This window comes from Streptomyces flavalbus (genome assembly GCF_042674625.1).
GTDB classification, from domain to species: Bacteria; Actinomycetota; Actinomycetes; order Streptomycetales; family Streptomycetaceae; genus Streptomyces; species Streptomyces flavalbus.
The window spans coordinates 7,301,731-7,322,885 of record NZ_JBHTEB010000001.1 but is presented as its reverse complement, the minus strand read 5'-3'; the positions used below and the strand labels follow the sequence as shown (position 1 = coordinate 7,322,885).

Annotated in this window: 19 protein-coding genes; 6 read left to right on the top strand and 13 right to left on the bottom strand. The window is 74.5% G+C overall.

What is annotated here, in order from left to right; all coding sequences use genetic code 11:
* The first annotated feature begins 14 nt into the window (after positions 1-14).
* On the top strand, positions 15-926 hold the full coding sequence (locus tag ACFQZ6_RS32710; protein WP_381616648.1) for a helix-turn-helix domain-containing protein: 912 nt from the start codon (positions 15-17) through the stop codon (positions 924-926).
* Positions 927-954: 28 nt separating this feature from the next.
* Here ACFQZ6_RS32710 and ACFQZ6_RS32705 read toward each other — a convergent pair whose 3' ends face one another.
* The 4 genes from ACFQZ6_RS32705 to ACFQZ6_RS32690 all read right to left on the bottom strand — a co-directional run bounded on the left by ACFQZ6_RS32705 (position 955) and on the right by ACFQZ6_RS32690 (position 4,741).
* Positions 955-1,773, bottom strand: coding sequence for an SAM-dependent methyltransferase (locus tag ACFQZ6_RS32705; protein WP_381616645.1), 819 nt, complete (start codon positions 1,771-1,773; stop codon positions 955-957).
* A gap of 111 nt (positions 1,774-1,884) precedes the next feature.
* Positions 1,885-2,742: an aldo/keto reductase gene (locus ACFQZ6_RS32700; protein ID WP_381616642.1), complete on the bottom strand. Its 858-nt coding sequence runs from the start codon at positions 2,740-2,742 to the stop codon at positions 1,885-1,887.
* 126 nt (positions 2,743-2,868) lie between these two features.
* Positions 2,869-4,272 (bottom strand): condensation domain-containing protein, encoded by a 1,404-nt coding sequence (locus ACFQZ6_RS32695; RefSeq protein WP_381616639.1) that lies wholly within the window; start codon positions 4,270-4,272, stop codon positions 2,869-2,871.
* Positions 4,273-4,441: 169 nt separating this feature from the next.
* On the bottom strand, positions 4,442-4,741 hold the full coding sequence (locus ACFQZ6_RS32690; protein ID WP_381616636.1) for a hypothetical protein: 300 nt from the start codon (positions 4,739-4,741) through the stop codon (positions 4,442-4,444).
* A gap of 44 nt (positions 4,742-4,785) precedes the next feature.
* Here ACFQZ6_RS32690 and ACFQZ6_RS32685 point away from each other — a divergent pair, with 44 nt between their 5' ends.
* Complete coding sequence (locus ACFQZ6_RS32685; RefSeq protein ID WP_381616633.1) at positions 4,786-5,235, top strand: hypothetical protein; 450 nt, start codon at positions 4,786-4,788, stop codon at positions 5,233-5,235.
* A gap of 133 nt (positions 5,236-5,368) precedes the next feature.
* On the opposite strand, the gene ACFQZ6_RS32680 is transcribed toward ACFQZ6_RS32685, so the two are convergent.
* From ACFQZ6_RS32680 to ACFQZ6_RS32660, 5 genes are read right to left on the bottom strand one after another with little or no spacing between them, the layout of a single operon-like run.
* Positions 5,369-6,652 (bottom strand): ABC transporter substrate-binding protein, encoded by a 1,284-nt coding sequence (locus ACFQZ6_RS32680; protein WP_381616630.1) that lies wholly within the window; start codon positions 6,650-6,652, stop codon positions 5,369-5,371.
* Positions 6,649-7,728 carry a branched-chain amino acid ABC transporter permease gene (locus ACFQZ6_RS32675; protein WP_381618836.1) on the bottom strand — a complete coding sequence of 360 codons (1,080 nt, stop codon included), beginning with the start codon at positions 7,726-7,728 and terminating at the stop codon, positions 6,649-6,651. The genes ACFQZ6_RS32680 and ACFQZ6_RS32675 overlap by 4 nt, the downstream gene beginning before the upstream one ends.
* Positions 7,729-7,768: 40 nt before the next feature.
* Positions 7,769-8,668, bottom strand: a complete 900-nt coding sequence (locus ACFQZ6_RS32670) for a branched-chain amino acid ABC transporter permease (protein ID WP_381616627.1) — start codon at positions 8,666-8,668, stop codon at positions 7,769-7,771.
* Complete coding sequence (locus ACFQZ6_RS32665; protein ID WP_381616625.1) at positions 8,665-9,483, bottom strand: ABC transporter ATP-binding protein; 819 nt, start codon at positions 9,481-9,483, stop codon at positions 8,665-8,667. Before ACFQZ6_RS32665 ends, ACFQZ6_RS32670 begins: the two co-directional genes overlap by 4 nt.
* Positions 9,480-10,265: an ABC transporter ATP-binding protein gene (locus ACFQZ6_RS32660; protein WP_381616623.1), complete on the bottom strand. Its 786-nt coding sequence runs from the start codon at positions 10,263-10,265 to the stop codon at positions 9,480-9,482. The genes ACFQZ6_RS32665 and ACFQZ6_RS32660 overlap by 4 nt, the downstream gene beginning before the upstream one ends.
* 297 nt (positions 10,266-10,562) lie before the next feature.
* Here ACFQZ6_RS32660 and ACFQZ6_RS32655 point away from each other — a divergent pair, with 297 nt between their 5' ends.
* Positions 10,563-12,011, top strand: a complete 1,449-nt coding sequence (locus ACFQZ6_RS32655; RefSeq protein ID WP_381616620.1) for a polyprenyl synthetase family protein — start codon at positions 10,563-10,565, stop codon at positions 12,009-12,011.
* 84 nt (positions 12,012-12,095) lie between these two features.
* Positions 12,096-12,983 (top strand): NAD-dependent protein deacetylase, encoded by an 888-nt coding sequence (locus ACFQZ6_RS32650; protein ID WP_381616617.1) that lies wholly within the window; start codon positions 12,096-12,098, stop codon positions 12,981-12,983.
* A gap of 1 nt (position 12,984) precedes the next feature.
* Here the strand turns inward: ACFQZ6_RS32650 and ACFQZ6_RS32645 are convergent, their stop codons facing one another.
* The 3 genes from ACFQZ6_RS32645 to bdeA all read right to left on the bottom strand — a co-directional run bounded on the left by ACFQZ6_RS32645 (position 12,985) and on the right by bdeA (position 18,554).
* Positions 12,985-14,262: a PucR family transcriptional regulator gene (locus ACFQZ6_RS32645; RefSeq protein ID WP_381616614.1), complete on the bottom strand. Its 1,278-nt coding sequence runs from the start codon at positions 14,260-14,262 to the stop codon at positions 12,985-12,987.
* A gap of 143 nt (positions 14,263-14,405) precedes the next feature.
* The gene (locus ACFQZ6_RS32640; RefSeq protein ID WP_381616611.1) at positions 14,406-17,393 is read right to left on the bottom strand and encodes a helix-turn-helix transcriptional regulator; all 2,988 of its coding nucleotides are present in this window, start codon (positions 17,391-17,393) and stop codon (positions 14,406-14,408) included.
* A 216-nt stretch (positions 17,394-17,609) separates the two neighbouring features.
* Positions 17,610-18,554, bottom strand: coding sequence for a bis(hydroxyethyl) terephthalate hydrolase (bdeA, locus tag ACFQZ6_RS32635; RefSeq protein WP_381616608.1), 945 nt, complete (start codon positions 18,552-18,554; stop codon positions 17,610-17,612).
* A 248-nt stretch (positions 18,555-18,802) separates the two neighbouring features.
* Here bdeA and ACFQZ6_RS32630 point away from each other — a divergent pair, with 248 nt between their 5' ends.
* Positions 18,803-19,714: a Gfo/Idh/MocA family protein gene (locus tag ACFQZ6_RS32630; protein ID WP_381616605.1), complete on the top strand. Its 912-nt coding sequence runs from the start codon at positions 18,803-18,805 to the stop codon at positions 19,712-19,714.
* Here the strand turns inward: ACFQZ6_RS32630 and ACFQZ6_RS32625 are convergent.
* Positions 19,683-20,567, bottom strand: a complete 885-nt coding sequence (locus ACFQZ6_RS32625) for a GNAT family N-acetyltransferase (RefSeq protein WP_381616602.1) — start codon at positions 20,565-20,567, stop codon at positions 19,683-19,685. The genes ACFQZ6_RS32630 and ACFQZ6_RS32625 overlap by 32 nt on opposite strands.
* A 332-nt stretch (positions 20,568-20,899) precedes the next feature.
* Between ACFQZ6_RS32625 and ACFQZ6_RS32620 the strand changes: the two genes are divergently transcribed.
* On the top strand, positions 20,900-21,106 hold the full coding sequence (locus tag ACFQZ6_RS32620) for a hypothetical protein (RefSeq protein ID WP_381616600.1): 207 nt from the start codon (positions 20,900-20,902) through the stop codon (positions 21,104-21,106).
* Positions 21,107-21,155: the final 49 nt, after the last annotated feature.

Genomic DNA, 21,155 nt, shown 5'->3' with positions numbered 1-21,155 from the left:
CGCTGGGAGCCAGGATGTCCGCCGAGTCGCAGCGCATCTCCCGTCTCGAACCCTATCTGGCACGGACGGAACCGGCTCCCACGCTCCTGAAGATGCTGGTCGGCGTGCAGTTGGCCGGTTTCCGCGAGGACGCGGGGTACGCCCAGGACCAGGCGGCCAGGGCGCTCGGGTTCAGCGCGGCGAAGCTGTCCCGCATCGAGTCGGGCAAGGGCCGCAGGCCGCCCTCCGAGACCGACGTCCGCGCCCTGCTGAAGCTGTACGGCACCGACGAGTACGAGGGTTCGGTGCTGCTGAAGCTGCTGCGGCGGGCCGGGGAGCCGGGCTGGTGGCAGCGGTACGACAAGCGGCTGATGCCGGAGTGGTTCGACCGGCTGGTGGGCCTCCAGGAGGCCGCCGAGGCGATCCGTACCTTCGAGATCCAGTACGTCCCCGGGCTGCTCCAGATCCCCGCGTACACCCAGGCCGTGATGGAGCGCGGGCTGCCCGCCGCTCCCGGGCCCGAGGTACGGCGCCGGGTGGAGCTGCGGACCAAGCGCACCGAGCTGCTGCACCGGGCGGACCCGCCCCGGCTGTGGGCGGTCATCGACGAGTCGGTGCTGCTGCGGGTGCTGGGCAGCAAGGCCGTGATGCGGGAGCAGTTGGAGCACCTGCTGGAGATGGCGCGGCGCCCGCACATCACCGTGCAGGTGGTGCCGCTGGACGCCACCAACGCGTCGTCGCCGACGATCCCGGTCACGTATCTGCGCTTCGGCGGCCTCGATCTGCCGGACGTGGTCTACCTGGAGCACATCCGCAGCGCCCACTTCCTGGAGGACCAGGACGAGACGGAGGAGTACCGGGTCGTCCTGGACCGGCTGGCGGACGAGGCGCTGACGCCGAGGGAGTCGCTGGCGCGGATCGACGAGACGCTGCGGGCCCGCTACTGACCCGCACCGCCTCCGCGCCGCCCCCGGCTCACCGCACGATCCCGACGCCCCCGAACTCGATCCACTCGTGGGTGAGCTGACGGGGCGCCACCTCGGTGTCGGGACGCCAGGTGGAGACCTCCACGAGCCCCGGCTCCAGCACGTCAAGACCCTCGAACAGCCGCTCCACGTCCTTCTCCTCACGGACCCTGCCCCAGTGCCCCTGGGTGGCCTTGTCCATGAAGTCGGTGACGAAGGCGCGCACCTCGGGGTCCGGGCTGACGAGCTGGCACATCACCATCGCGCTGCCCGGCACCAGCCGCTCCCGCACCCGGGTGGCCACCGCGAGCGGGCCGTCGGTGTCGCTGTCCGGGATGCAGTGGAAGACGGAGTTGAACAGCACGGCCACCGGCTGGGAGAAGTCGATCAGCCGCTGGGTCTCGGGGTGCGCGAGGATGCCGTCGGTCTCCCGCATGTCGGCGTGGATCACGGCGGTGCGCTCGTCCTGCTCCAGCAGGGCCCGCCCGTGGACGAGCACCATCGGGTCGTTGTCGACGTAGACCACGTGCGCGCCGGGGTCGACGCGCTGGGCGACCTGGTGGACGTTGTCCTGGGTGGGCAGGCCGGAGCCGTGGTCGAGGAACTGCCGGATGCCGTGCTCCTCGGCGAGCGTCCTGACGACGCGCTGGAGGAAGCGGCGGTTGTTCAGGGCGAGGCGGCGGGTGCTGGGCACCACCTTGTCGAGTTCCTCGCAGGCCGCGCGGTCGGCGGCGTAGTTGTCCTTGCCGCCGAGGTAGTGGTCGTACATCCGCGCGGCCGTCGGGACGCTGGCGTCGATCTCGGTGGACAGCGGCTTGTCGGTCTGCATCGTTCCCCCAGCGTTGCGCCGAGCGCCAACTCGACTGGTGTGACAGGGATTACATCCTAGGGAGGCGATGTTGGCCGATGCCAGTCCATGGCGACGACGACCGCTACGGGGTCAGGCCGCGTCCAGCTCCGCGAGTTCGGCCGGGGTGAGGACGAGGTCCGTGGCCGCCACCGAGTCGCGGATGGTCTCGGGCCTGCTGGCGCCGGGGATGGGGATGACGACGGGGGACTTGGCGAGCATCCAGGCCAGGCAGACGCGCTGCGGGCTCACCCCGTGCGCCTCGGCGATCCGGGCGAACGGGGCGTGTACGGAGCCCAGTTCACCGGCGCGGGAGATCCCGCCGAGCGGGCTCCACGGCAGGAAGGCGATGCCGAGTTCGTCGCAGAGCCGCAGCTCCGGCTCGCTGGAGCGGAAGGCGGGCGAGAACTGGTTCTGCACGGAGACCAGCCGCCCGCCGAGGATGTCGTTGGCCAGCTTGATGCGCTCCGGGTCGGCGTTGGAGATCCCCGCCATCTGGATCTTGCCCTCGTCGAGCAGGTCGCGCAGGGCGCCGATGGACTCCTCGTACGGCACCCGGGGGTCGGGCCGGTGGAACTGGTACAGCCCGATGGCCTCCACGCCGAGCCGCCGCAGCGACGCCTCGCAGGCCGCCTTGAGGTGCCGGGGGCTGCCGTCGAGGGTCCAGCTCCCGTCGCCGGGCCGCAGGTGGCCGCCCTTGGTGGCGACGAGGACGTCGGCGCCGCGCTCGTGCTCGGCGAGGGCCTTGGCGATGAGCGTCTCGTTGTGGCCGACCTCGTCGGCGTCGCGGTGGTAGGCGTCGGCGGTGTCGATGAGGGTGACGCCCGCGTCCAGGGCGGCGTGGACGGCGGCGAGGGAGCGGGCCTCGTCCGGACGCCCCTCGATCGACATGGGCATGGCGCCCAGCCCGATCGCACTGACGTCGACGGCACCGATACGGCGAGTGTGCATCTGCTCGTGACCTCTTTCGACTGTCGCGCGGAACCTGGCGTCCGGCGGGCCGGTGGGTACGGCGCCGGACATGATCCAGCGTGACGGCCCGCGCGCCGGAGGTCCAATAGAGGAAGGTGAACGGATTCAGCAGCGGGGGAGCTGAATGCCCGCACGCGCGGCCGACAGGATGTGTGCGCGCAGCAGCTCGACGTACCGCCGCATGGTGCGGTAGGCGGGGTCGGTGCTGGGGTAGCGGCTGGCGAACTGGAGGCCCTCGTGCAGCCGGGTGACCCAGACGCACACCTGGTCGCCGTACGACACCCGGATGAGGCCGTAGGCGTTCAGCTCGCGCCACCGCTCGGAGCCGACGGTGGCGCGGGCGTCCACGTAGGAGACGATCGAGTACAGGTCAGGTGAGGTGGGGCGGAAGTCGGAGCCGAGCAGGCGCAGCACGCGGGCGATGGGGAGCTGGGCGAGCGGGCGGCTGGCGCGCAGCGCGGAGCGGACCATGCGGACGGCGCTGTCGAAGCCGTCGGCCTGGGCGACGGGGATCTCGATCGGGGCGCCGCCCACGTACCAGCCGACCGAGTCCGACCAGCGGGACTTCATCCTGGTGTGGAACGGTACGACGGTGCGGTACACCGGCTGTCCGGTCAGCTCGTGGACGATGAGCGCGGTGGCCGCGAGGATGCCGACCAGGGTGCCGCCGTGGGGGCGGCAGTAGGTCTCGAAGGCGGCGGCGTCCTTCTCGTCGACGAGCATCTCGTGCATGAGCTTCTGCGGCGGCAGCGGCCCCTCGTGGGCGTCGAGCCCCAGGTCGACGGGGAAGTTGGGCAGCGTCCCGCCGCACCGGGCGACGAACTCCCGCCAGCGGGCGACGACCGTGTGCGTGGCGTCGATCCGGTCGGCGTCGGTGCGTTCGCTGGCGCAGAAGTCGATGTAGCTGGCGGCCGGGGCGGCGGGCGGGGTCCGTCCCGCGCTTCCGGCCGCGTACAGCTCGTGGATCTCGGCGGGGATGCGGTGCAGGGAGTACGCGTCGACGTTGCTGTGGTCGAAGGCCATGTACACGCTCGCGCTGCCCTCCCGGACGACGGCCGTGTAGATGAAGTTCGGCCAGCCGAGGGCGTCCGCGGCGACGTCGAAGCGGTCCTGGAGGTACCGGCTCAGCGTCGCCGCGTCGGTGAAGTCGCCGCGGTCCTCGCGGTGCAACCGGACCGCGTCCGGAGCCAGCGTGAACCGGCGCATGTCGTCACCGACCCAGCGGAACCCGCTGCGCAGCGTCTCGTGCCGCAGCGTCCAGGCGCGCAGGGCGCCGTGCAGCACGTCGAGGTCGACGTCGCCGGGGATGTCGAACGCGGCCCCCAGCCAGGTGGGCACGAACAGCCCGTCCTCCCGCACCGACCGCGCCGTACGCAGGTGCGACTCCTGTACGTACGCGGGTGGCCTGACGTCCTCCCCCAGGCCGGTCGCCGTCTCTACGGTCGCGGGATGCAGCGTCCACTCCACGAGCCGTCCGGGCCGGATCTCGCAACGCTGGAGGTCGGTCATTCGCACAGGGCACTCCGTTCGCCTGCCCTCGGAAGTCGGGGCGGACAGGGGTCGGCAAAGGCACATTCAGGCCAACGACTCGAATGATCCGAAGGAAACGCCCGACGCGACACCGACCGCCCGACAGCGTGGCGAACGACGCGGTCAGTGCCCCCCTTTTTTTGCGGCGCTAGTCACTGATCCGGTGGTGCACGGCCCGCTTCCCCGCCGCCTCACCGAGTCGGCTGGCCATCTCGGCCACCAGCGCGTCGGCCGCCGCCGACGAGGCCGCGTCTTCGACGGTGACGTACCAGGTACCGGCCAACTCCCAGGACGCGGAGACGGTCGCGCCACCGACGCGGAACGCGAGATCGCCGTCCTCCTCAAGCACCTCGCAAGGCAGGGACGTCGGCTGGAGCGCAGCGGCAGGACCGACGGGCAGGGGCGGCCAGTCGTCGCCGTCCGCTGTGGGGATCGTGTAGTCGGGCATGGGCGCATACTGCCAGTTCGGACGGGTCAGTAGCCTCGGGTGGCATGGGGCTCGTGGTTGATGTGGTGGTGGACTGTCCGGGTGCCGACGACGAGATGGAGCGGGTGCTCGGGCTGGCCGAGGCTGTGGGTGGGCCCGTCACCGTCACGTTCGTGTGGGAGGGGCGGGAAGAGGCGGAACGGGCGGTGCTGGTGCCCGCGGTGACGTTGGCGCTCTGGGAGCACTGGGCGCCCGCTGCGTACCCGGGCGAGCGGGAGGCGGTGGCAGCGGAGTTGGCCCGGCCGGTGGAGGTCGGCCCGTTCACGCTCTATCGGCGTCGGGTGGGAGGGCGCACGGCGGTGGCGCGTGACGGCGTGGTGGTGGCCGAGCTGTTGGGTCCCGCTGAGGCGCGGTGGCTTGAGGAGAAGGCCCGCGACGCCCGTCAGGGGTTCATGGACCCGCGGCAGCGGGCGGCGTACGAGGAGTTCCTCGCCCGGCAGGCGGAGATCGGGTGAGGAGCCTGGCCTACGGCGACGAAGCGGCCCGGGCGGGGCGCCGCGCCTGACCCACGCCAAGACTGCCGCCCGGCCGGGAAACAACTCCGGGCGGCAGTCGGTTCTGGGGCTCGCGGTCGCCGGGGAGGGGGCGTCAGGCGCCCTTGCCCTTCAGGTACTCCGCCACCCCGGGGGCCTCGTGGGCGTCCTCGACGCCGATGACGGCGCCGACCGACTTCGCGTCGGGCTTGAGGATGTAGGTGGACAGGCTCGCCGGGCTGTTGACGTCGGAGAAGTTCTGCGGGGTGCCGAGGCCGGTGTCGGCCTTGGTCTGGGCGCGGTGGGCCTTGACCACGTCCTCGCGGGCGAGGCTGCCGCTCTCGCAGGCGTTCTCCAGGTCCTCGCCGATCAGCTTCGCCGCGTTGTAGCCGGAGAGCACGCCGGAGTCGACCGGGGAACCGGGGTACTTCTTCTGGTACGCGCCGACCATGTTCTTCACGCCCGGCAGGTTGGAGCTGACGGCGGGCGCGGCGCTGACGATGTGGACCATGGCCTCCAGGGCCTTGGCCGCGGGCGTCTTCATCAACTGCGGGGCGTAGCCGGGGGCGCTGGTGACGATCGGGACCTGGAGGCCGCGGGAGGCCGCGACGCCCGCGAGGGACGCCGTCTGCGCCGGGCCCGCGCTGATCAGGATGGCCTTGACGCCCGCCTTGCGCAGCGCGGAGACCTGCGCGGACAGGTCGGTGTCGGTGGCCTTGATCTTCTGGTCGACGATCTTCATGCCCGCCTGCTCGGCGGCCCAGGTGGAGCCCTCCAGGGCGTTGGCGCCGTAGTCGCCCTCGAAGTAGACGTGGCCGATCGCGTCGCCCTTCTTCAGCTTGGCGGTGCGGGTGAGGAAGTCGACGCCGGCGATCATGTCGACGTCGTAGGTGGTGCCGAGGACCTGGACGGCGTCCTTGCCGAGCAGGGAGGCCGCCCATGCCTGCGGGAAGGTCAGCAGGTGGTCGCTCTCGATGTCGTCGAGCAGCGCGGCGACCACCGGGGAGCCGATGACCTGCGGCAGCGCCACGACGTCCGGGGAGATGTCGGCGTAGGCGGTGACCGCCTTCTGGACGTCGTAGCCGTGGTCCTCGACCACGATCTTGATCTTGCGGTCGCAGATGCCGCCCTCGGCGTTGATCTCGTCGGCCCACATCTGCTGGGCCTGCACGATGGACTTGCCGAGGGTGGCGTAGGGACCGGTGAGGTCGGTGAGCGCGCCGAGGGTGATGGTCTTCTCGGTGACGCCGGGGCCGCCCTTCACGCCGTCGGCGCCACTGGTGGTCTTGTCCTCGTCCGCCTTGGAGCTACACGCGGTGCCCGCGAGCAGGAGCGCCGACACGGCCGAGGCGAGGACGATTCTGGAGGTGGTGCGGTGCCTGCGGGGCTTGACGTTCACGGGGTGTGCTCCTTGGCTCGTGCGGCTGAGGCGGGTGGTGCGGACGGAGTGGTCGGAGTCGGTTCCTGGGGCTGTTCGGGGCGGCGTCCGCCGCGCACGCGGGCCCGCACCCGGCGGGTCAGTCCGTGCAGGCCGTCCGGCGCGTAGAGCAGGACGACGACGATGGCGGCGCCGTAGAGGTAGCGGGCGGCCTCGGTGGGGCCGACGCCGCCCTCACCGGTGCCGGGTGCCGTGACCAGCGGCAGGTGGTCGGCGTAGCGGGTCATCAGCAGCGGCAGCGCGGTGACGAACGCCGCGCCCGCCACCGCCCCGGCGACGGAGCCGAGGCCGCCGATGACGATCATGGCGAGGTAGTCCACGGAGAGGGCGAGGCCGAAGTAGTCCGGGACGACGCGGCGGAAGGCGAGGGCGAGCAGCGCGCCCGCCAGGCCCGCGTACATCGAGGAGACGACGAACGCCGCCGAGCGGTAGCGGGCCACGTTGACGCCCATCACGGACGCCGCGGTCTCGCTGTCGCGCAGCGCCACCAGGGCGCGTCCGGGGCGGCCCCTGAGGACGCCGCGGGCGGTGAGGCAGGTGACGGCGAAGAGCAGCAGGCCGAGGTACCACAGGCGTTCCTCGGTGCCGAACGGCACGCCGAGGACGGTGAGGTCGGTGTCGTCGCCGAAGCTGAAGCCGCCGACGGTCAGCGGGGGCACCGAGCGGCCGTTGAAGCCGCCGGTGACGGAGTCCGCGGTGAGCAGGACGTGGTGGCCGAGGAAGACCAGGGCGAGGGTGGCCACCCCGAGGTAGATGCCGCGCACCCGGCCCGCGACGGGGCTGAACAGGCCGCCCGCCGCCCCGGCGAGCAGCACCGCGAGGACCAGGGCGAGCACCGGTGGCAGGCCGAGGCCCGGGTCACCGGCGAACCAGGCGTAGCCGTAGGCGCCGACGGCGAGGAAGAAGGCGTGGCCGAGGGAGAGTTGGCCCGCGGTGCCGGAGAGCAGGCTCAGGCCGACCGCGCCGATGGCCGCCGCCATGGCGAACAGGCCGATGCGCAGCCAGAACGCCTCCAGGTAGAAGGGCAGGGCGCACATCAGCGCCACGGGCAGCGCCCAGCGGGCCCACTTGGCGAGGTCAGACACGTGCCGCTCCCTTCGCGCCGAACAGTCCGGTGGGCCGGACCAGGAGGACCAGCACCATCACCGCGTACGGGGCGACGTCGCCGAAGCCCTCGCCGAGGACGTGCAGGTCGGACTGGTAGCCCGCGACGAGCGCCTCGGTCAGGCCGATCAGCAGGCTGCCCGCGAGGGCGCCGGGCGGGGAGGCGAGGCCGCCGAGGATCGCGGCCGGGAACGCCTTGAGCGCGATCTGCCCGGTGGTGCGTTCCAGACCGGGCGCCGGGAAGGCGACCAGGAACACGGCGGCGAGCGCGGCGAGGCCGCCCGCGAGGCACCAGGCGAGGGTGCGCACCCGGGTGAGCGGTACGCCCATCAGCGCCGCCGCCTCCACGTCCTCGGCCGCCGCGCGCAGCGACAGGCCCCAGGTGCTGTACCGGAAGAGGGCGAAGACCCCGGCGATGACCAGCGCGGAGACGACGATCGCGGCGATCCGGCTGTCCGCCACCGTGAACGATCCGACGGTGGTGACGGAGTCGCCCCAGGGGTCCCCGGTGCTCAGCAGGTCGCCGCCGATGCGCCGGGCCAGGTCGGTGACGAGGACGATGTCGATGCCGATGGTGACGATGGTCTGCACGTGCGCGGCGTGCGCGTCCTGGCCGCCGGTGCGCTGGAGCACGTACCGGTCCAGGAGCCCGGCGACGGTCGCGGTGGCCAGGACGGCCAGGGCGAGCGCCCCGGCGAAGCCGAGGTCGTCGTGGAGTACGGCGGTGAGGTAGCCGCCGAGCAGCAGCAGCGAGCCGTGGGCGAAGTTCAGGACGCCGGACGCCTTGAAGATGATCACGAAGCCGAGGGCGACCAGGGCGTAGACCGAGCCGAGGGCGAGGCCGTTGAGGACGTTGTCGACGAAGGTGGTCATGCGGCGTCCTCCCCGCCGTCGGTGGCGCCGTCCGCTTCGGTGCCGAGGTAGGCGCGCAGCACCTCGGGGTCGCGTTGGACCTCTTCGGGGGTGCCGTGGGCGATGGCCTTGCCGAAGTCGAGGACGGTGACCTCGTCGGCGAGGCGCATGACCAGGCCCATGTCGTGTTCGACGAGCAGCACGGAGAGTCCGAGTTCCTCTCGTACGGCGCGGATGACCTCGGCGGTGCGGGCGCGTTCGGCGGCGTTCATGCCGGCGACCGGTTCGTCGAGGAGCAGCACGCGTGGTTCCAGGCAGAGGGCGCGGGCGAACTCGACGCGCTTGCGGTCGCCGTAGGAGAGCGCGGCGACGGGGGCGTCGAAGTGGTCGGCCAGGCCGGTGAGGTGGGCGAGTTCGCGGGCGCGGGCGAGGTGCTCGCGCTGTTCGCGGCGGGCCTGCGGCAGGCGCAGGGCGCTGGCGGCGAAGCCCGCGTGGGACAGGGCGTGGCGGCCGAGCATGAGGTTGTCGGCGACGGTGCCCTGGGTGGTGACGATGTTCTGGAAGGTGCGGGCGACGCCGAGCGCGGCGATCTTGTGCGGGGCGAGCCGGGTCAGCTCGGTCGCACCGAGGCGGACCGTGCCGCTCGCGGGCCGGTACAGGCCCGACAGGACGTTGAAGCAGGTGGACTTGCCCGCCCCGTTGGGTCCGATGACGGCGTGCACGGAGCCCGGGGCGACGGTGAAGGAGACGTCGTCGAGGGCGGTCAGACCGGCGAACCGGACGGTGACGCCGCTGACTTCCAGCGGGAGCGGAGGTGCGGTGGTGCGGGTGGTCACGCGGCCCCCTGACCTTCGGTGGCGGCCTCGCCCAGGTAGAGGCGGCGCACCGCGTCGGTGCGGGCGAGTTCGTCGGCGGGTCCGGCGAGGCCGACCTCACCGACGTCGAGGACGTAGGCGTGGTCCGCGAGGGACAGCGCCATTCCGGCGTTCTGTTCGACGAGGAGGACGGCGGTGCCCTGGGCGTTGATCTCGCGGATCACCTCGGCGATCCGGTGCACCATGCGCGGGGCGAGGCCGAGGGAGGGCTCGTCGAGCAGCAGCAGCCGGGGGGCGGCCATCAGGGCGCGGCCGATGGCGAGCATCTGCTGCTCGCCGCCGGAGAGCAGACCGGCGGCCTGCTGGGTGCGCTCCGCGAGCCGCGGGAAGAGCGCGAAGACCCGGTCGCGGGCGCCCTTCGCCTGGTGGGCGCCGCGGCGGCCGAGGCCGAGGGCGCCCGCGCGCAGGTTCTCCTCGACGCTGAGCCCGGCGAACACCCGCCGCCCCTCGGGTACCTGGACGACTCCGGAGCGGACGGCGGTGACGGGGTCCTGGCCGTCGAGGACGGTGTCGCCGTAGCGGATCCTGCCCGCCGTGACGGCGCCGCGATGCAGTCGCAGCGTGCCCGAGACCGCGCGCAGCAGCGTCGTCTTGCCCGCGCCGTTGGCGCCGAGCAGGGCGACGACGCCGCCCGGTGGGACGGTCAGGGACACGGAACGCAGGGCGGACAGGGCACGGCCGTAGGCCACGTCGAGGTCCTCGACGTGCAGCGCGGGCTCGCCGTCCGGTGGTGCTTCGGGCATCACGGCTCCTCGGGTCCGTGCCCGGGCGGGCACGGGCTGTGGTGGGAAGGTGCCGCTCACGACAGCACGCGCGCCGCGCGCCGGTACAGGCTTCGCCGCGCTGACGCTGCGCCTTCCCAACCCGGGTGGGGCCGACTTGTGCGGGTGCCCAGGGGCCCGGCGCACGCCGGTGGCCTGCGTGACCTCCCCGTGATGGTCCGCGTTGGGCACGGCGACGCGCGCGGGGCCTCCGCCGCGGCCCGCGCTCCCCTCGCACGCCCGGTGCGCGCGTTCGGCACCGACAGGAAGAGAAGACCCTTGCCTCGACAGGACCCGCGCACGCTGTTCGGCTTCGACGGGCGGCGGTTCGCGCCCTGCTACGACCCGGGGAACCGGCGGGCGCGCGCCTTCGCCGACGCCTTCGGCACCCTGCCGGACGGCTCCGACCTGCGGCGGCTGGAGCTGCCGGTGGAGCACCTGGCGGCGGACCGGTTCCGGCTGTACGGGGCGCTGGACCTGGCGGCGCTGCGGCGGGAGGTGGACGGGCCGTACCGGGAGGTGCTGGAACGGCTGGCCGGGATGCCGTTGTTCGGGTACAACGACTCGCCGCTGGCGCTGCGGCACCACCAGGCGTGGGCGGAGCACGTGGGGCGCGCGGCGTTGTCGGCGTCCTGGCACCACCACTACGCGGCGGCCCTGGTGATCCACGTGTACCGGCGGACCACCCCGCCGGAGCGGCAGGGCCCGGCGCACATGCGGCTGGTGTACGCGGTGGCCGCGGCGGCGGACCTGCTGACCTCGATGACGCTCGTCACGGACGACTGGCTGGACGGCTCGGGCACCCGCAACGGGCGTCCGGCGTGGCACCTGCGCCATCCGCGCTCGTTCGCCAACGACCATCTGATCATGGCGGTGCAGGCGCTGAACGTGCTGCGCTGGGTGGTGCCGGACCACCACCCGCTCAAGCGTCAGATGTACGACCGGGCGGTACGGCAGATCGGCCACATCGCGCACTACTTCGCCTACCACGCGGTGCTGGACCTGCGGCGCGACGGAGGTGCGCCGGGCGCGGACGGGGCGGACGGGGCGGCGCCCCGGCCGGTGCCGCTGGACGACCTGACGCTGGACGCCTACGAGTCCGTGACGTTCAGCCGGGCGACGGACTGGGTGGACTTCATGGTGGCCCTGGGCCGACTGCTGGCCTGCTACGGCGACGGCATCCCCGACGGGGGCGCCTTCACGGAGTACCTCGCGGGCGCCACCACCGCGGCCTGCGTGATCGACGACCTGGTGGACGCGGACACCGGCGAGGACGTGCGCACCGGTGAGCCGACCATCCAGCTCTGCCTGGCGGTGCACAAGGCGAAGGGGCTGCTCGGGCCGGTGTCCGAGGAGGACGCGGCGGACATCCGGCACACGCTCACCCGCCACCTCGGCGTGGACGACGCCGCGCACGCCGGGCGGGTCCTGCGGATGTACGAGCGGCACGGCGTCACGGAGCTGGCGCTGGACTACCTGGAGGGCGTCCTCGAACAGCTCCCCCGGCTGCGCCGGGCCGCGCGGGAGGAGTGCGGGGCGCCGGGGGACCTCCCGGCGTTCCTGCTGCGCTGGCTGGCGATCGACCGGGGCGGGGCGACGGAGCGGGCGGGCGATTGCGACGCGCTGCTGGGTCAGGAGCGCTTCCGGGAGCTGGTCGCCCGGCTGGCCAGGCCGGAGGAGGGCGACGGTCTGGTCCGCGCGCGCGTTCCCGGTCCGGCCCGGAGCTGACCGGGCTTTCCCGGTCCGGCCCGGCGCTGACCGGGCTTTCCCGGTCCGGCCCGGCGCTGACCGCGCGACCGTACCCTGAATGTCATGCGTACCCGCCCCACCCTGAGCTGGACCCCGCCCGAGGACCTGCCGCCGGGCACGGCCGACCCGGGCCCGGTCGCCGACGTGCTGGCGGCGGGCGGGGTGCTGGTGCTCAGCGGGGCGGGGATCTCCACCGAGTCGGGCATCCCGGACTACCGGGGCGTGGGCGGGAGCCTGAACCGGCACACGCCGATGACGTTCCAGGAGTTCACCGCCAGCGCGCGGGCCCGGCGCCGGTACTGGGCACGCAGTCACCTCGGCTGGCGGACCTTCGGGCGTGCCCTGCCCAACGCCGGGCACCGGGCGGTGGCGTCGTTCGGGCGGCATGGGCTGCTGGCGGGTGTGATCACCCAGAACGTCGACGGTCTGCACCAGGCCGCGGGCAGCGAGGGCGTCGTCGAACTCCACGGGAGCCTGGACCGGGTCGTCTGCCTGTCCTGCGGCGCCTTCAGTCCGCGCCGCGAGCTGGCGCGGCGGCTGCGGCAGGCCAACGCGGGCTTCGCGCCGGTGGCGGCGGGCCTCAACCCGGACGGCGACGCCGACCTCACCGACGAGCAGGTGGCGGACTTCCGGGTGGTGCCGTGCGCGGTGTGCGGGGGCGTCCTCAAGCCGGACGTGGTGTTCTTCGGGGAGAACGTGCCGCCGCGGCGGGTGGAGCACTGCCGTGAGCTGGTCCGGGCGGCCAGCTCGCTGCTGGTGCTGGGTTCCTCCCTCACCGTGATGTCGGGACTGCGGTTCGTCCGGCAGGCGGCCGAGGCCGGGAAGCCGGTGCTGATCGTGAATCGGGACCCGACCCGGGGCGACCGTTACGCCCGCACCCGGGTCGCGCTCCCGCTGGGCGACACCCTCACCGCCGTGGCCGGGCGGCTGGGCGTGCCCCTCACTCCCTGACTCAGGACGGCCGCAGCAGCCGTCTCGCGGTCAGCGCCAGCGTGATCTCCGCGAGGTCGGCGGGGCGGGCCAGGGAGCGGTGGGTGAGCTGCTCGAAGCGGCGCAGCCGGTTGAGGACGGTGTTGCGGTGGCAGTACAGGCGGCGGGCGGCCCGCTGGGCGGAGCCGTCGCAGGCGAGCCAGGCGGCGAGGGTGTCCAGGAGGACCTCGCGGTCGGCGGGGTCGAGCTGGGCGAGCGGGCCGAGCACGCGGTGCGAGAGGGCGGCGCCCAGTTCGGGTGAGGTGACGATCAGCGCGGCGGGCAGGTGGTCGGCGAGGCGGACCGCGCCGCCCTCCGGGGGGCAGATGGTCAGCGCCGTGTCGGCCAGGCGGCGGGCGTCGCCCACTGCGGCCAGCCCCTCCACGACCCCGCCGATGCCGATCCGCACGCCCGCGGTCGGCCCGGTCGGCTCGATCACCGGCTCGGGCAGGTCGCCGTCGCCGACCAGGACGATGCCGTAGTCCGCGTCGGCGCCGGAGTGCCAGTGCACGGGCAGCCCCGGCGGTACGGCGGCGGCGCGGGCGTCGGCGCACTGCGCGGGGTGGCCACCCGCGATGGCGACGACGACGTACCGTCCGCTCTCGGGCAGGTCGAGCACCTCGGCGGCCTCGGGCAGGTCCGCGATGCGGCTGGTGCCGTCGAGCAGGGCGGCGGCGAGGACCCGTACCCGGTTCTCGCGGCGCCAGGCGAGCTGCCGTTCGACCTGCCGGTAGGACTCGGCGACGAGGGTGCAGTGCTCGTCGACGAAGTTCCACACGTCGGACGCCACGTGCACCAGCAGCCGGATGTCCTCGGGCGCGGTGCGGGAGGTCTCCTCGACCAGGCCCTGCCAGACCAGGGAGCCGCCGAGCCGGAAGGCGTGCAGCAGGGCGTCGAGCGGGATGCCCTGCTCGGCGCGGCGGGCGCCGATCTTCCAGGTGCAGCGGCGGGCGCCGTCCCGGGCGCCGCGCGGGTCGAGCAGGGAGGCGATGCTGTGCCCCAGCGAGCGGTGCACCTCCTGCCAGGTGGCGACGGGTTCGGTCTCCATGGCGGACCGGTAGCACGCCTCCTCCTCCTGGAGGACGGCCACCAGCCGGTCGGTGAGGTCGGGCAGTCCGTCCTGCAGCACGCGGGCGGCGCGGTGCAGGACGCGGATGGCGTCGGCGTCGATCAGTGACCGGACGGGACGCCCGGCGCGCGGTGGCGGTACGGCGGTCGGCCGAAGGCGGGTCGCCGTTCGTGGCCGTAGTGCTTGCTGCATCGCGGTCCTCCCCCAGGGGCGGTTGCCAGGCGGTGCGGTCGCGTCGGGCCTCCGACCGGTTCCCGGTCGGCCGGGTGGCCCGTGGCGGCGGCCGGCATCTGACTCTTGCTGCCCCGAAGGATGGCATACCGTCCGGTCGGTCCCTAGGGTTGTGCACCGGTCTTTTCGGACTGTTCCACCAGCCGGGCCAGCTCGACCCGGGACCGTACGCCCAGTACGGCGAAGACGTTGCGCAGGTGGTAGTCGACGGTGCGGGTGCTCACGGAGAGGGTGCGGGCGACCTCCCGGTTGGTGGCGCCCTCGGCGACGCACTGTGCGATACGCCACTGCTGCGGGGTGAGCCGGGACAGCGCCCCGCCGCCGGTTCCGCTGGGCGCGGCGCCGTTGGCGCGCAGTTCCTGCCGGGTCTGTTCGGCCCAGACCCCGGCGCCGCAGTGGTCGAACCCGGCGAGGGCGGCGCCGAGCCGGTCGCGGGCCTCGCGCAGTCGGCGGCGGCGCCGCAGCCACTTGCCGTACAGCAGTTGGGTGCGGGCGCGTTCGAAGTCGCCGACGGCGTGCTCGTGCAGGTCGAGGGCGCGCTGGTAGAGGGCGTCGGCCTGCTCGGGCGGGGCGAGCAGGGCGCGGCAGCGGGCGAGTTGGGCGGGGGCCTGCGGGTCGGCGCCGAGGGACGCCCAGACCGCGAGGTCGGCGAGGACGCCCTGGGTGTCGTCGGGGCGTCCGGCGAGCGCGGCGGCCTCCACGAAGCAGGGCACGGCGAGCATCCACACGGCGAAGTGGCCGCGCCGGGGGCCGGGTCTGACCAGCGGTCCGAGCCGGTCGGCGGCCTCCAGCGGGCGGCCCCGGCCGAGGTCGGCGCGGGCCGCCGCCCAGTGCGCGAGGGTGGCGGCCTGGACCAGTCCGTGCCGCCGGGCGGTGCCGAGGGCGGCGGTGACGTGGCGGGTGACGACGGTTCCCTCGCCCTCGATCGACGCCGCCAGGGCGAGTACGGCGTGGTGGTGGGCGGCGGTGTTGCGTTGCCCGGTGCGCTGGGCGGCGCGCAGCCCGTCCTCGGCGTGGGTACGGGCCAGGGCGTGGCGTCCGGCGCGCAGTTCGGCGTAGGCGAGGTACTCCAGGGCGCGGGGTACGAGGGCGTCGCTGCCGTGGGCGCGGGCCGCCGCGAGCGCCCTGGCGCCCGCCCTAACCGCCGCGGACATGTCACCCAGGAGGAGAGCGGCGACCGCCGGGCGCAGCAGGGCCTCGGGTTCGCCGTCGACGGGGGTGTCCGCGACGACGCGCCGCAGGGGGGCGGCGGCGAGGTCGAAGCGCCCTTGGAGGACGGCGCGCATTCCGTAGCCGTACTCGGAGGCGAGGTCCGGCGTCCGCCCCGCCGCGTCCAGCGCCTCCAGGCAGGCCCCCGCGTCGCCCGCCGCCCAGGCCGCGTCGGCGGCGGTGAGGGCGGCGGTGGTGGCGAGGGCCGGGGCGGTCGGGGTGAGGAGGGCCGCGGCGGAGAGGAGGGACTCGCGGGCGTCGGCGACCGGGCCGTCGTAGCGTTCCGCGAGGCCCCGGACCAGCTCGGCCCGGCCGCGTACCGCCGCGGGCGCGGTGCCGTACCCGGCGTCGTCGAGGAGCCGCAGCGCCCAGCGGGGGCGGCCCGCGTGCAGCGCCTGTTCGGCGGCGGCCGTACAGCTCGCCGCCCGCCGCGCGCCGTCCGCGGTCAGTTGGGCGGCGCGGCCGTGGGCGAGGGCGCGCAGCCACTGGGGCGCCGGGACGGCGGGGTCGGCGGCGGCGCGGGACAGCTCGGCGGCGACCAGCGGCGCGGGCCCGCTGGTGGCCCAGGCCCGGTGCAGCAGCGCCGGGAGCCGCTGCCCGTCGGCCGCGAGCACCCGGGCGAGCGCCCGGTGCACGGCCCGCCGCCGCTCCGGCGGGGCCCCGGCGTACACGGCCCGCCGCACCAGCCGCCCCACGAACCGGAACCGGCCATCGGCCAGCCCGACCGCGTCGGGCAACGACTCGGGCGCCCCGGGCACGGCGAACCACGAACCGCCGTCAGCCGGGCCAAGCGGCTCGGGGGGCGCGGACGCGGCGCACCGCAAACCACCGTCCGCCGGACCGAGCGCATCGGACAGCGGCTCAGGGGGCGCGGACGCCGCGAAACGCAGCCCGCCCTCAGCCGGACCAGGCGCCTCGGACGGCCCGGACGCCGCGCACCGCGGACCGCCCTCCGCCCGCCCCACCACGTCTGGCAGCAGGTCGCGGGGCGTGGAGGCGGTGGGCTGGAGGTGGTGTACCGCGCGCAGTACGAGGTCGGCGTCGACCGAGACCTCGTCGCTCTCGCGCAGGGCCGCGGCCGCCGTGAGGAGCAGGTCGGTCGCGGCGGGGGTGAGGCCGCGCAGCGCGTCCCCCGCGACACCGCTCAGTGTCGCGGCGTCGGCGAGGGGGCGGGGCAGCGGGCGCTCCGCGGTCAGCTCGGCGGGGCCCAGGCGGCGGATCAGCGCCAGCAGCAGGGCCGGGTTGCCCTCGGCCTCGTCGAGGAGTTCCTCGCGGACCGCAGGGTCCACGCCCCCGCCGGTCACGTCGTCCAGCAGCGCCCCGGCGTCCGCCGGTGCCAGCGGGTGCAGTCCCGTCACCGGGAGCCCGGCGAGGTCCCGTTCCGCCGCGCGGTGCCCGGCGACGCCGATGAGCAGGCCGATGCGGCCCGCGCGGTGCAGTTGCCGGGCGGCGCTGCCGAGGGCGGCGCGGGAGGCGGCGTCCCACCGGTGGGCGTCGTCGACGCAGACCAGCAGCGGCGCGTCCACGGCGGCGCAGGCCAGCGCGTCGAGGAGCGCGCGCACCGGCCGGGCGGGCGCCCCCGCCGCCCCGACCGCGGCGCCCGACTCCGCCGCCACGGCCGCCGCGGCCCTGCACAGGGCGTACACGGCGGCGCAGGAGGTCCGGGCGAGGGCCGGGTCGGCGCGGACGGCGAGGACCCGGCCGCCGTCGAAGGTGCGGGCCGCGTGGTCAAGGAGTGCCGTACGGCCGAGACCCGGCTCGCCGGTCACCACGAGCACCGCGCTGTCCGTCCGCAGCCGCTCCAGCAGCGCGGCCACCGCCCGGCGCTGGGTGCCGCGCCCGTACAGCCGGTGGGGCGCTTGCACGGTCGTCGTTACGGTCATTCCCGGGAGGTTACGTAGAAGTAACCGGGTCCGGAAGCGTGGCGTCCGCGCCCCGCCCCCGCCCATCCGCCGCGCCACCTGCCGTTTCGTACGGCGTCGGCGGCGCAGGTCTGTGCCGCTGCCCAGGCGGGCGGCGCCCGCGCCGGGCCCCCGCACAACGCCGACGGCGGCCGTGCGCGGGGGCACGACCGCCGTGGCGGGCAGATCCTCCAGACGTCAGGAGGTGTGCGGGCAGTTGCCCCGGTACTCCTCGATCGTCAGGCTGGGCCGCGGCAGCGGGCACAGGAACTGCTCGTAGCGGGTGTCGTTGTCGATGAACCGCTTCAGCCACGAAATGCTGTACTTCGCGATCGTGGTGTCGTTGGAGTTCGGGGTGAAGTGCGTGGCCCCGTTCAGCTCCAGGTACGCCTTGTCCAGGGACGACGGCAGGGTGCTGTAGAACGGCTCGGCGTGGGTGGCCACCGGGGCGATCGTGTCGCCGTCGGCCCCGATGATCAGGGTGGGGGTGCGCACCTCGGGCCAGGTCTTGTCCGTGTTCCACGGGGTGAGCGGGATGGCCGCCTGGAGCGACGGCCGGGTCTTGGCGGCCTCCAGCGTGCCGCCGCCGCCCATGGAGTGGCCCATCACGCCGAGCCTGGTGCTGTCGATCCGGCCGCGCACCGAGCTGCGTTCGGTGAGGTAGTCCAGCGCGGACAGGAGCTGACGGCCCCGGGAGTCGGGCTGGTCCAGCGTGGTGAGGGTGTCGATGGTGAAGACGACGAAGCCCTGCGAGGCGAGCCGCGGTCCGAGCCAGGCGATGGAGGACTCGTAGGCGGTGAACCCGGGTGAGATGACGACCGCGCCGAAGGTGCCGTCCGCGGTGCTGGTCGGGTAGTAGATCGTGCCGCCGCCGAAGCCGGTGACGAGCAGCGAGGACACGCTGGTCTGCGAGACGGCGTACGGGCCGCGCAGCGCCTCGATGCTGGACTGGGTCGGCGCCGGGCCGCGCTCGTAGGGGTTGTCCGCGGCGTGCGCGCCGGGGCTGGCGAGGGTGCTGAGCCCGACGACGGCGGCGATCGCCGCCGCGGCGCCTGCGAGTCGGCCCGTGCGGCGGCGGGCGCGGCCGGTGCCGGTGGGGGGTGTGACGCTGGTGGCGGTGCTGCTGTGCGGGTGCTCCTGCACGACGGGGAGTCCTCTCGGTCGGGGCGGGCCGTCCTGCCGTACGCGGTCCACTCGGCGTGGAGGGTTGCGTGGACCGCGTCCGGCGGCGCCGCCTCTGGCTGGCGGTGCCACTGTCGGGGCGGGCCCCGGGCGAGGGGACCGGCGAAATCACCGGTGTCGTGCGGGGGCGGGGGTTGCGGGCGCGGGCCACGGGTGTGCGACGCTCGGCTCCGACCGGGCAGTGACGTCAAGGGGCGAGGGGCGACGACATGCGTATCGGACTGCTGGGCACCGGACCGTGGGCGCGGATGGCGCACGCCCCGGCCCTGGCCGGACACGGCGAGCTGGAGTTCGCCGGGGTGTGGGGGCGGCGCCCGGACGCCGCGAGGGAACTGGCCGACCAGTACGGGGTGCGGGCCTACGACGACGTGGACGCGCTGGTTGCCGACGTGGACGCGGTGGCGATCGCGCTGCCGCCCGAGGTGCAGGCGGAGCTGGCGGTCCGGGCGGCGCGGGCGGGACGCCATCTGCTGCTCGACAAGCCGCTGGCGCCGACGGTGGCGCGGGGCCGGGCGGTGACGGAGGCGGCACGGGCGGCCGGGGTCGCCTCGGTGGTGTTCTTCACCAAGCGGTTCCAGCGGGCCACGGAGGCGTGGATCGAGGAGCAGGCGGCGGCCGGGGGCTGGTTCACGGCGCGGGCGCAGTGGCTGGGCGCGGTGTTCACCACGGACAGCCCGTTCGCCGCGTCACCGTGGCGGCGGGAGAAGGGCGCCCTGTGGGACGTGGGCCCGCACGCGCTGAGCGTGCTGCTGCCGGTGCTCGGGGACGTACGCCGGGTGGCGGCGGTGGCCCGCGGGCCGCAGGACACCGTCCAGCTCGTCCTCGACCACGACGGCGGCGCGTCCAGCACCCTCACCCTGAGCCTGACCGCGCCGCTCGCCGCCCAGGGCTCGGGCGTGGAGCTGCGCGGCACGAGCGGCGTGACCGAGCTGCCGACCCCCGCGGAGACCCCGGTGGACGCCCTGGCGCGGGCGGCGAGCGCCCTGCGCACCGCCGCCCGCACCGGCACCCCGCACCCGTGCGACGCCGCGTTCGCGCTCCGGGTGACGGAGATCCTCGCGGAGGCCGAGCGGCTCCTGGACGGGCGGGTCAGGGACGGAAGTGGACCCGCTCCCGGCTGATGGGGAATCCGGCCTTCTCGAAGTGGGCGGCCATCGGGACGTTGCCGCGGTCGGTGGCCGCCGCGATGAAGGGCGCGCCCTCGTCGACGAGGAAGTGGGCGCACTCGGTGAGCAGGTCGTAGGCGTAGCCGTGGCCGCGGTGTTCCGGGAGGACGCCGATGAAGCCGATGCAGGGGCCCGAGGGGTTGTGGGCGGGGATGTGGATGCCCACCGGGTCGCCCTGCGGGGTGCGGGCGACACGCCACCACTCGCGGGGGGACGGGCACCAGTGGAAGAAGTCGAGTTCCTCCTGGGCGGCCAGGTCCACGCCGCCCTTGTCGATGGCGAGCAGGGCGTGCGCGTCGAGGGTGGCGGAGTGGATGCGGCGCAGCGCGTCGAGGAAGACCGCGTCGTCCGGTTCGGGGGTGTGGCGCAGCCGGGTGGGCCGGGCGGGCAGGCCGTGCTCCGGGGTCCAGCGGTACAGGTAGCGCTCGACGAGGAGTTCGTACCCGGCGGCGCGGGCGGCGGCGAAGCGGGTCTCGGCGGCGGCGCGCTGCCGTGGGTCGTCGCGCCAGCCGCTGGGCAGGGTCAGCTCCAGCTCGACCCGCCAGGGCGCGGTGCGCAGCAGCTCCGCGCCCGCCGACTCCTCCCCTTCGGCCACGTCGAACCAGTTGACGTTGACCGGCGCGGTGTCGTCGGGCCCGCCCCACCAGGCGGCGCGGGCGACGACCCGGCCGTCGCGCAGGACGACGCGCCGCCAGTCGGGGCGGTGGCGGGTACGGCGGTGGGTGTCCCGCTGGCCCAGCGGGTCGGGCAGGGTGTCGAACAGGGGCGCGTCGCTGTCGTCGAGCGCGCGGATGACCAGGTCGGTCACGGAGTCCTCCGGGAGGCGGGGAGCGCTCCCGGTCAGAGACGGCACGCCGGGGCAACGGGAAGGGAGCGCGGGAACGGTGTGGATCTCATGGCACTGCCCTCCCTCCGTCGTCTCGGGGCGTGGAGAGGACGCTACGGGGAGTCCCGTTGGCCGTCCAGTGGTTTTTTTCGGCCCGGGAACGGTACTCCTGCCTGCACCGGAGCCCGTCGCGGTGGGCGGCGTACCGGGCCGCGGGATTGCACCACGGGCTCACGAGGTGAATGGTGAGTTATCGGACCCGATGACACCAACGGGGCCGAAGCAGCAGTGACCCGGACCGAGGAGCACAGATCATGTCTACGTCACCGTCCGGCGCGTCCCAGCCCTCCCAGGACCGCGCCACCCCCGACGCCCTGCTCCACACCCGCACCGGCACGGACGTGTCGCCCGAGGACGTGGTGCTCGCGTCCGGCAAGGACCTGACCCCGCGCACGCTGGAGTGGGCCAAGCGGAAGCTGGCGGCGGAGGGGCCCGCCGCGCTGGACAAGCTGCTCCCGTAGCCGACAGGCGCACGTCCGAGCGCGGGGGCACCGTGTCAGCCGGTGCCCC

Excerpts from the sequence above, each read along its gene's own strand:
- ACFQZ6_RS32710 (WP_381616648.1), top strand. The coding sequence starts at position 15 with ATGTCCGCCGAGTCGCAGCGCATCTCCCGTCTCGAACCCTATCTGGCA.
- ACFQZ6_RS32705 (WP_381616645.1), bottom strand. The coding sequence starts at position 1,773 with ATGCAGACCGACAAGCCGCTGTCCACCGAGATCGACGCCAGCGTCCCG.
- ACFQZ6_RS32700 (WP_381616642.1), bottom strand. The coding sequence starts at position 2,742 with ATGCACACTCGCCGTATCGGTGCCGTCGACGTCAGTGCGATCGGGCTG.
- ACFQZ6_RS32695 (WP_381616639.1), bottom strand. The coding sequence starts at position 4,272 with ATGACCGACCTCCAGCGTTGCGAGATCCGGCCCGGACGGCTCGTGGAG.
- ACFQZ6_RS32690 (WP_381616636.1), bottom strand. The coding sequence starts at position 4,741 with ATGCCCGACTACACGATCCCCACAGCGGACGGCGACGACTGGCCGCCC.
- ACFQZ6_RS32685 (WP_381616633.1), top strand. The coding sequence starts at position 4,786 with ATGGGGCTCGTGGTTGATGTGGTGGTGGACTGTCCGGGTGCCGACGAC.
- ACFQZ6_RS32675 (WP_381618836.1), bottom strand. The coding sequence starts at position 7,728 with ATGTGCGCCCTGCCCTTCTACCTGGAGGCGTTCTGGCTGCGCATCGGC.
- ACFQZ6_RS32670 (WP_381616627.1), bottom strand. The coding sequence starts at position 8,668 with ATGACCACCTTCGTCGACAACGTCCTCAACGGCCTCGCCCTCGGCTCG.
- ACFQZ6_RS32660 (WP_381616623.1), bottom strand. The coding sequence starts at position 10,265 with ATGCCCGAAGCACCACCGGACGGCGAGCCCGCGCTGCACGTCGAGGAC.
- ACFQZ6_RS32650 (WP_381616617.1), top strand. The coding sequence starts at position 12,096 with ATGCGTACCCGCCCCACCCTGAGCTGGACCCCGCCCGAGGACCTGCCG.
- ACFQZ6_RS32645 (WP_381616614.1), bottom strand. The coding sequence starts at position 14,262 with ATGCAGCAAGCACTACGGCCACGAACGGCGACCCGCCTTCGGCCGACC.
- ACFQZ6_RS32640 (WP_381616611.1), bottom strand. The coding sequence starts at position 17,393 with ATGACCGTAACGACGACCGTGCAAGCGCCCCACCGGCTGTACGGGCGC.
- ACFQZ6_RS32630 (WP_381616605.1), top strand. The coding sequence starts at position 18,803 with ATGCGTATCGGACTGCTGGGCACCGGACCGTGGGCGCGGATGGCGCAC.
- ACFQZ6_RS32620 (WP_381616600.1), top strand. The coding sequence starts at position 20,900 with ATGTCTACGTCACCGTCCGGCGCGTCCCAGCCCTCCCAGGACCGCGCC.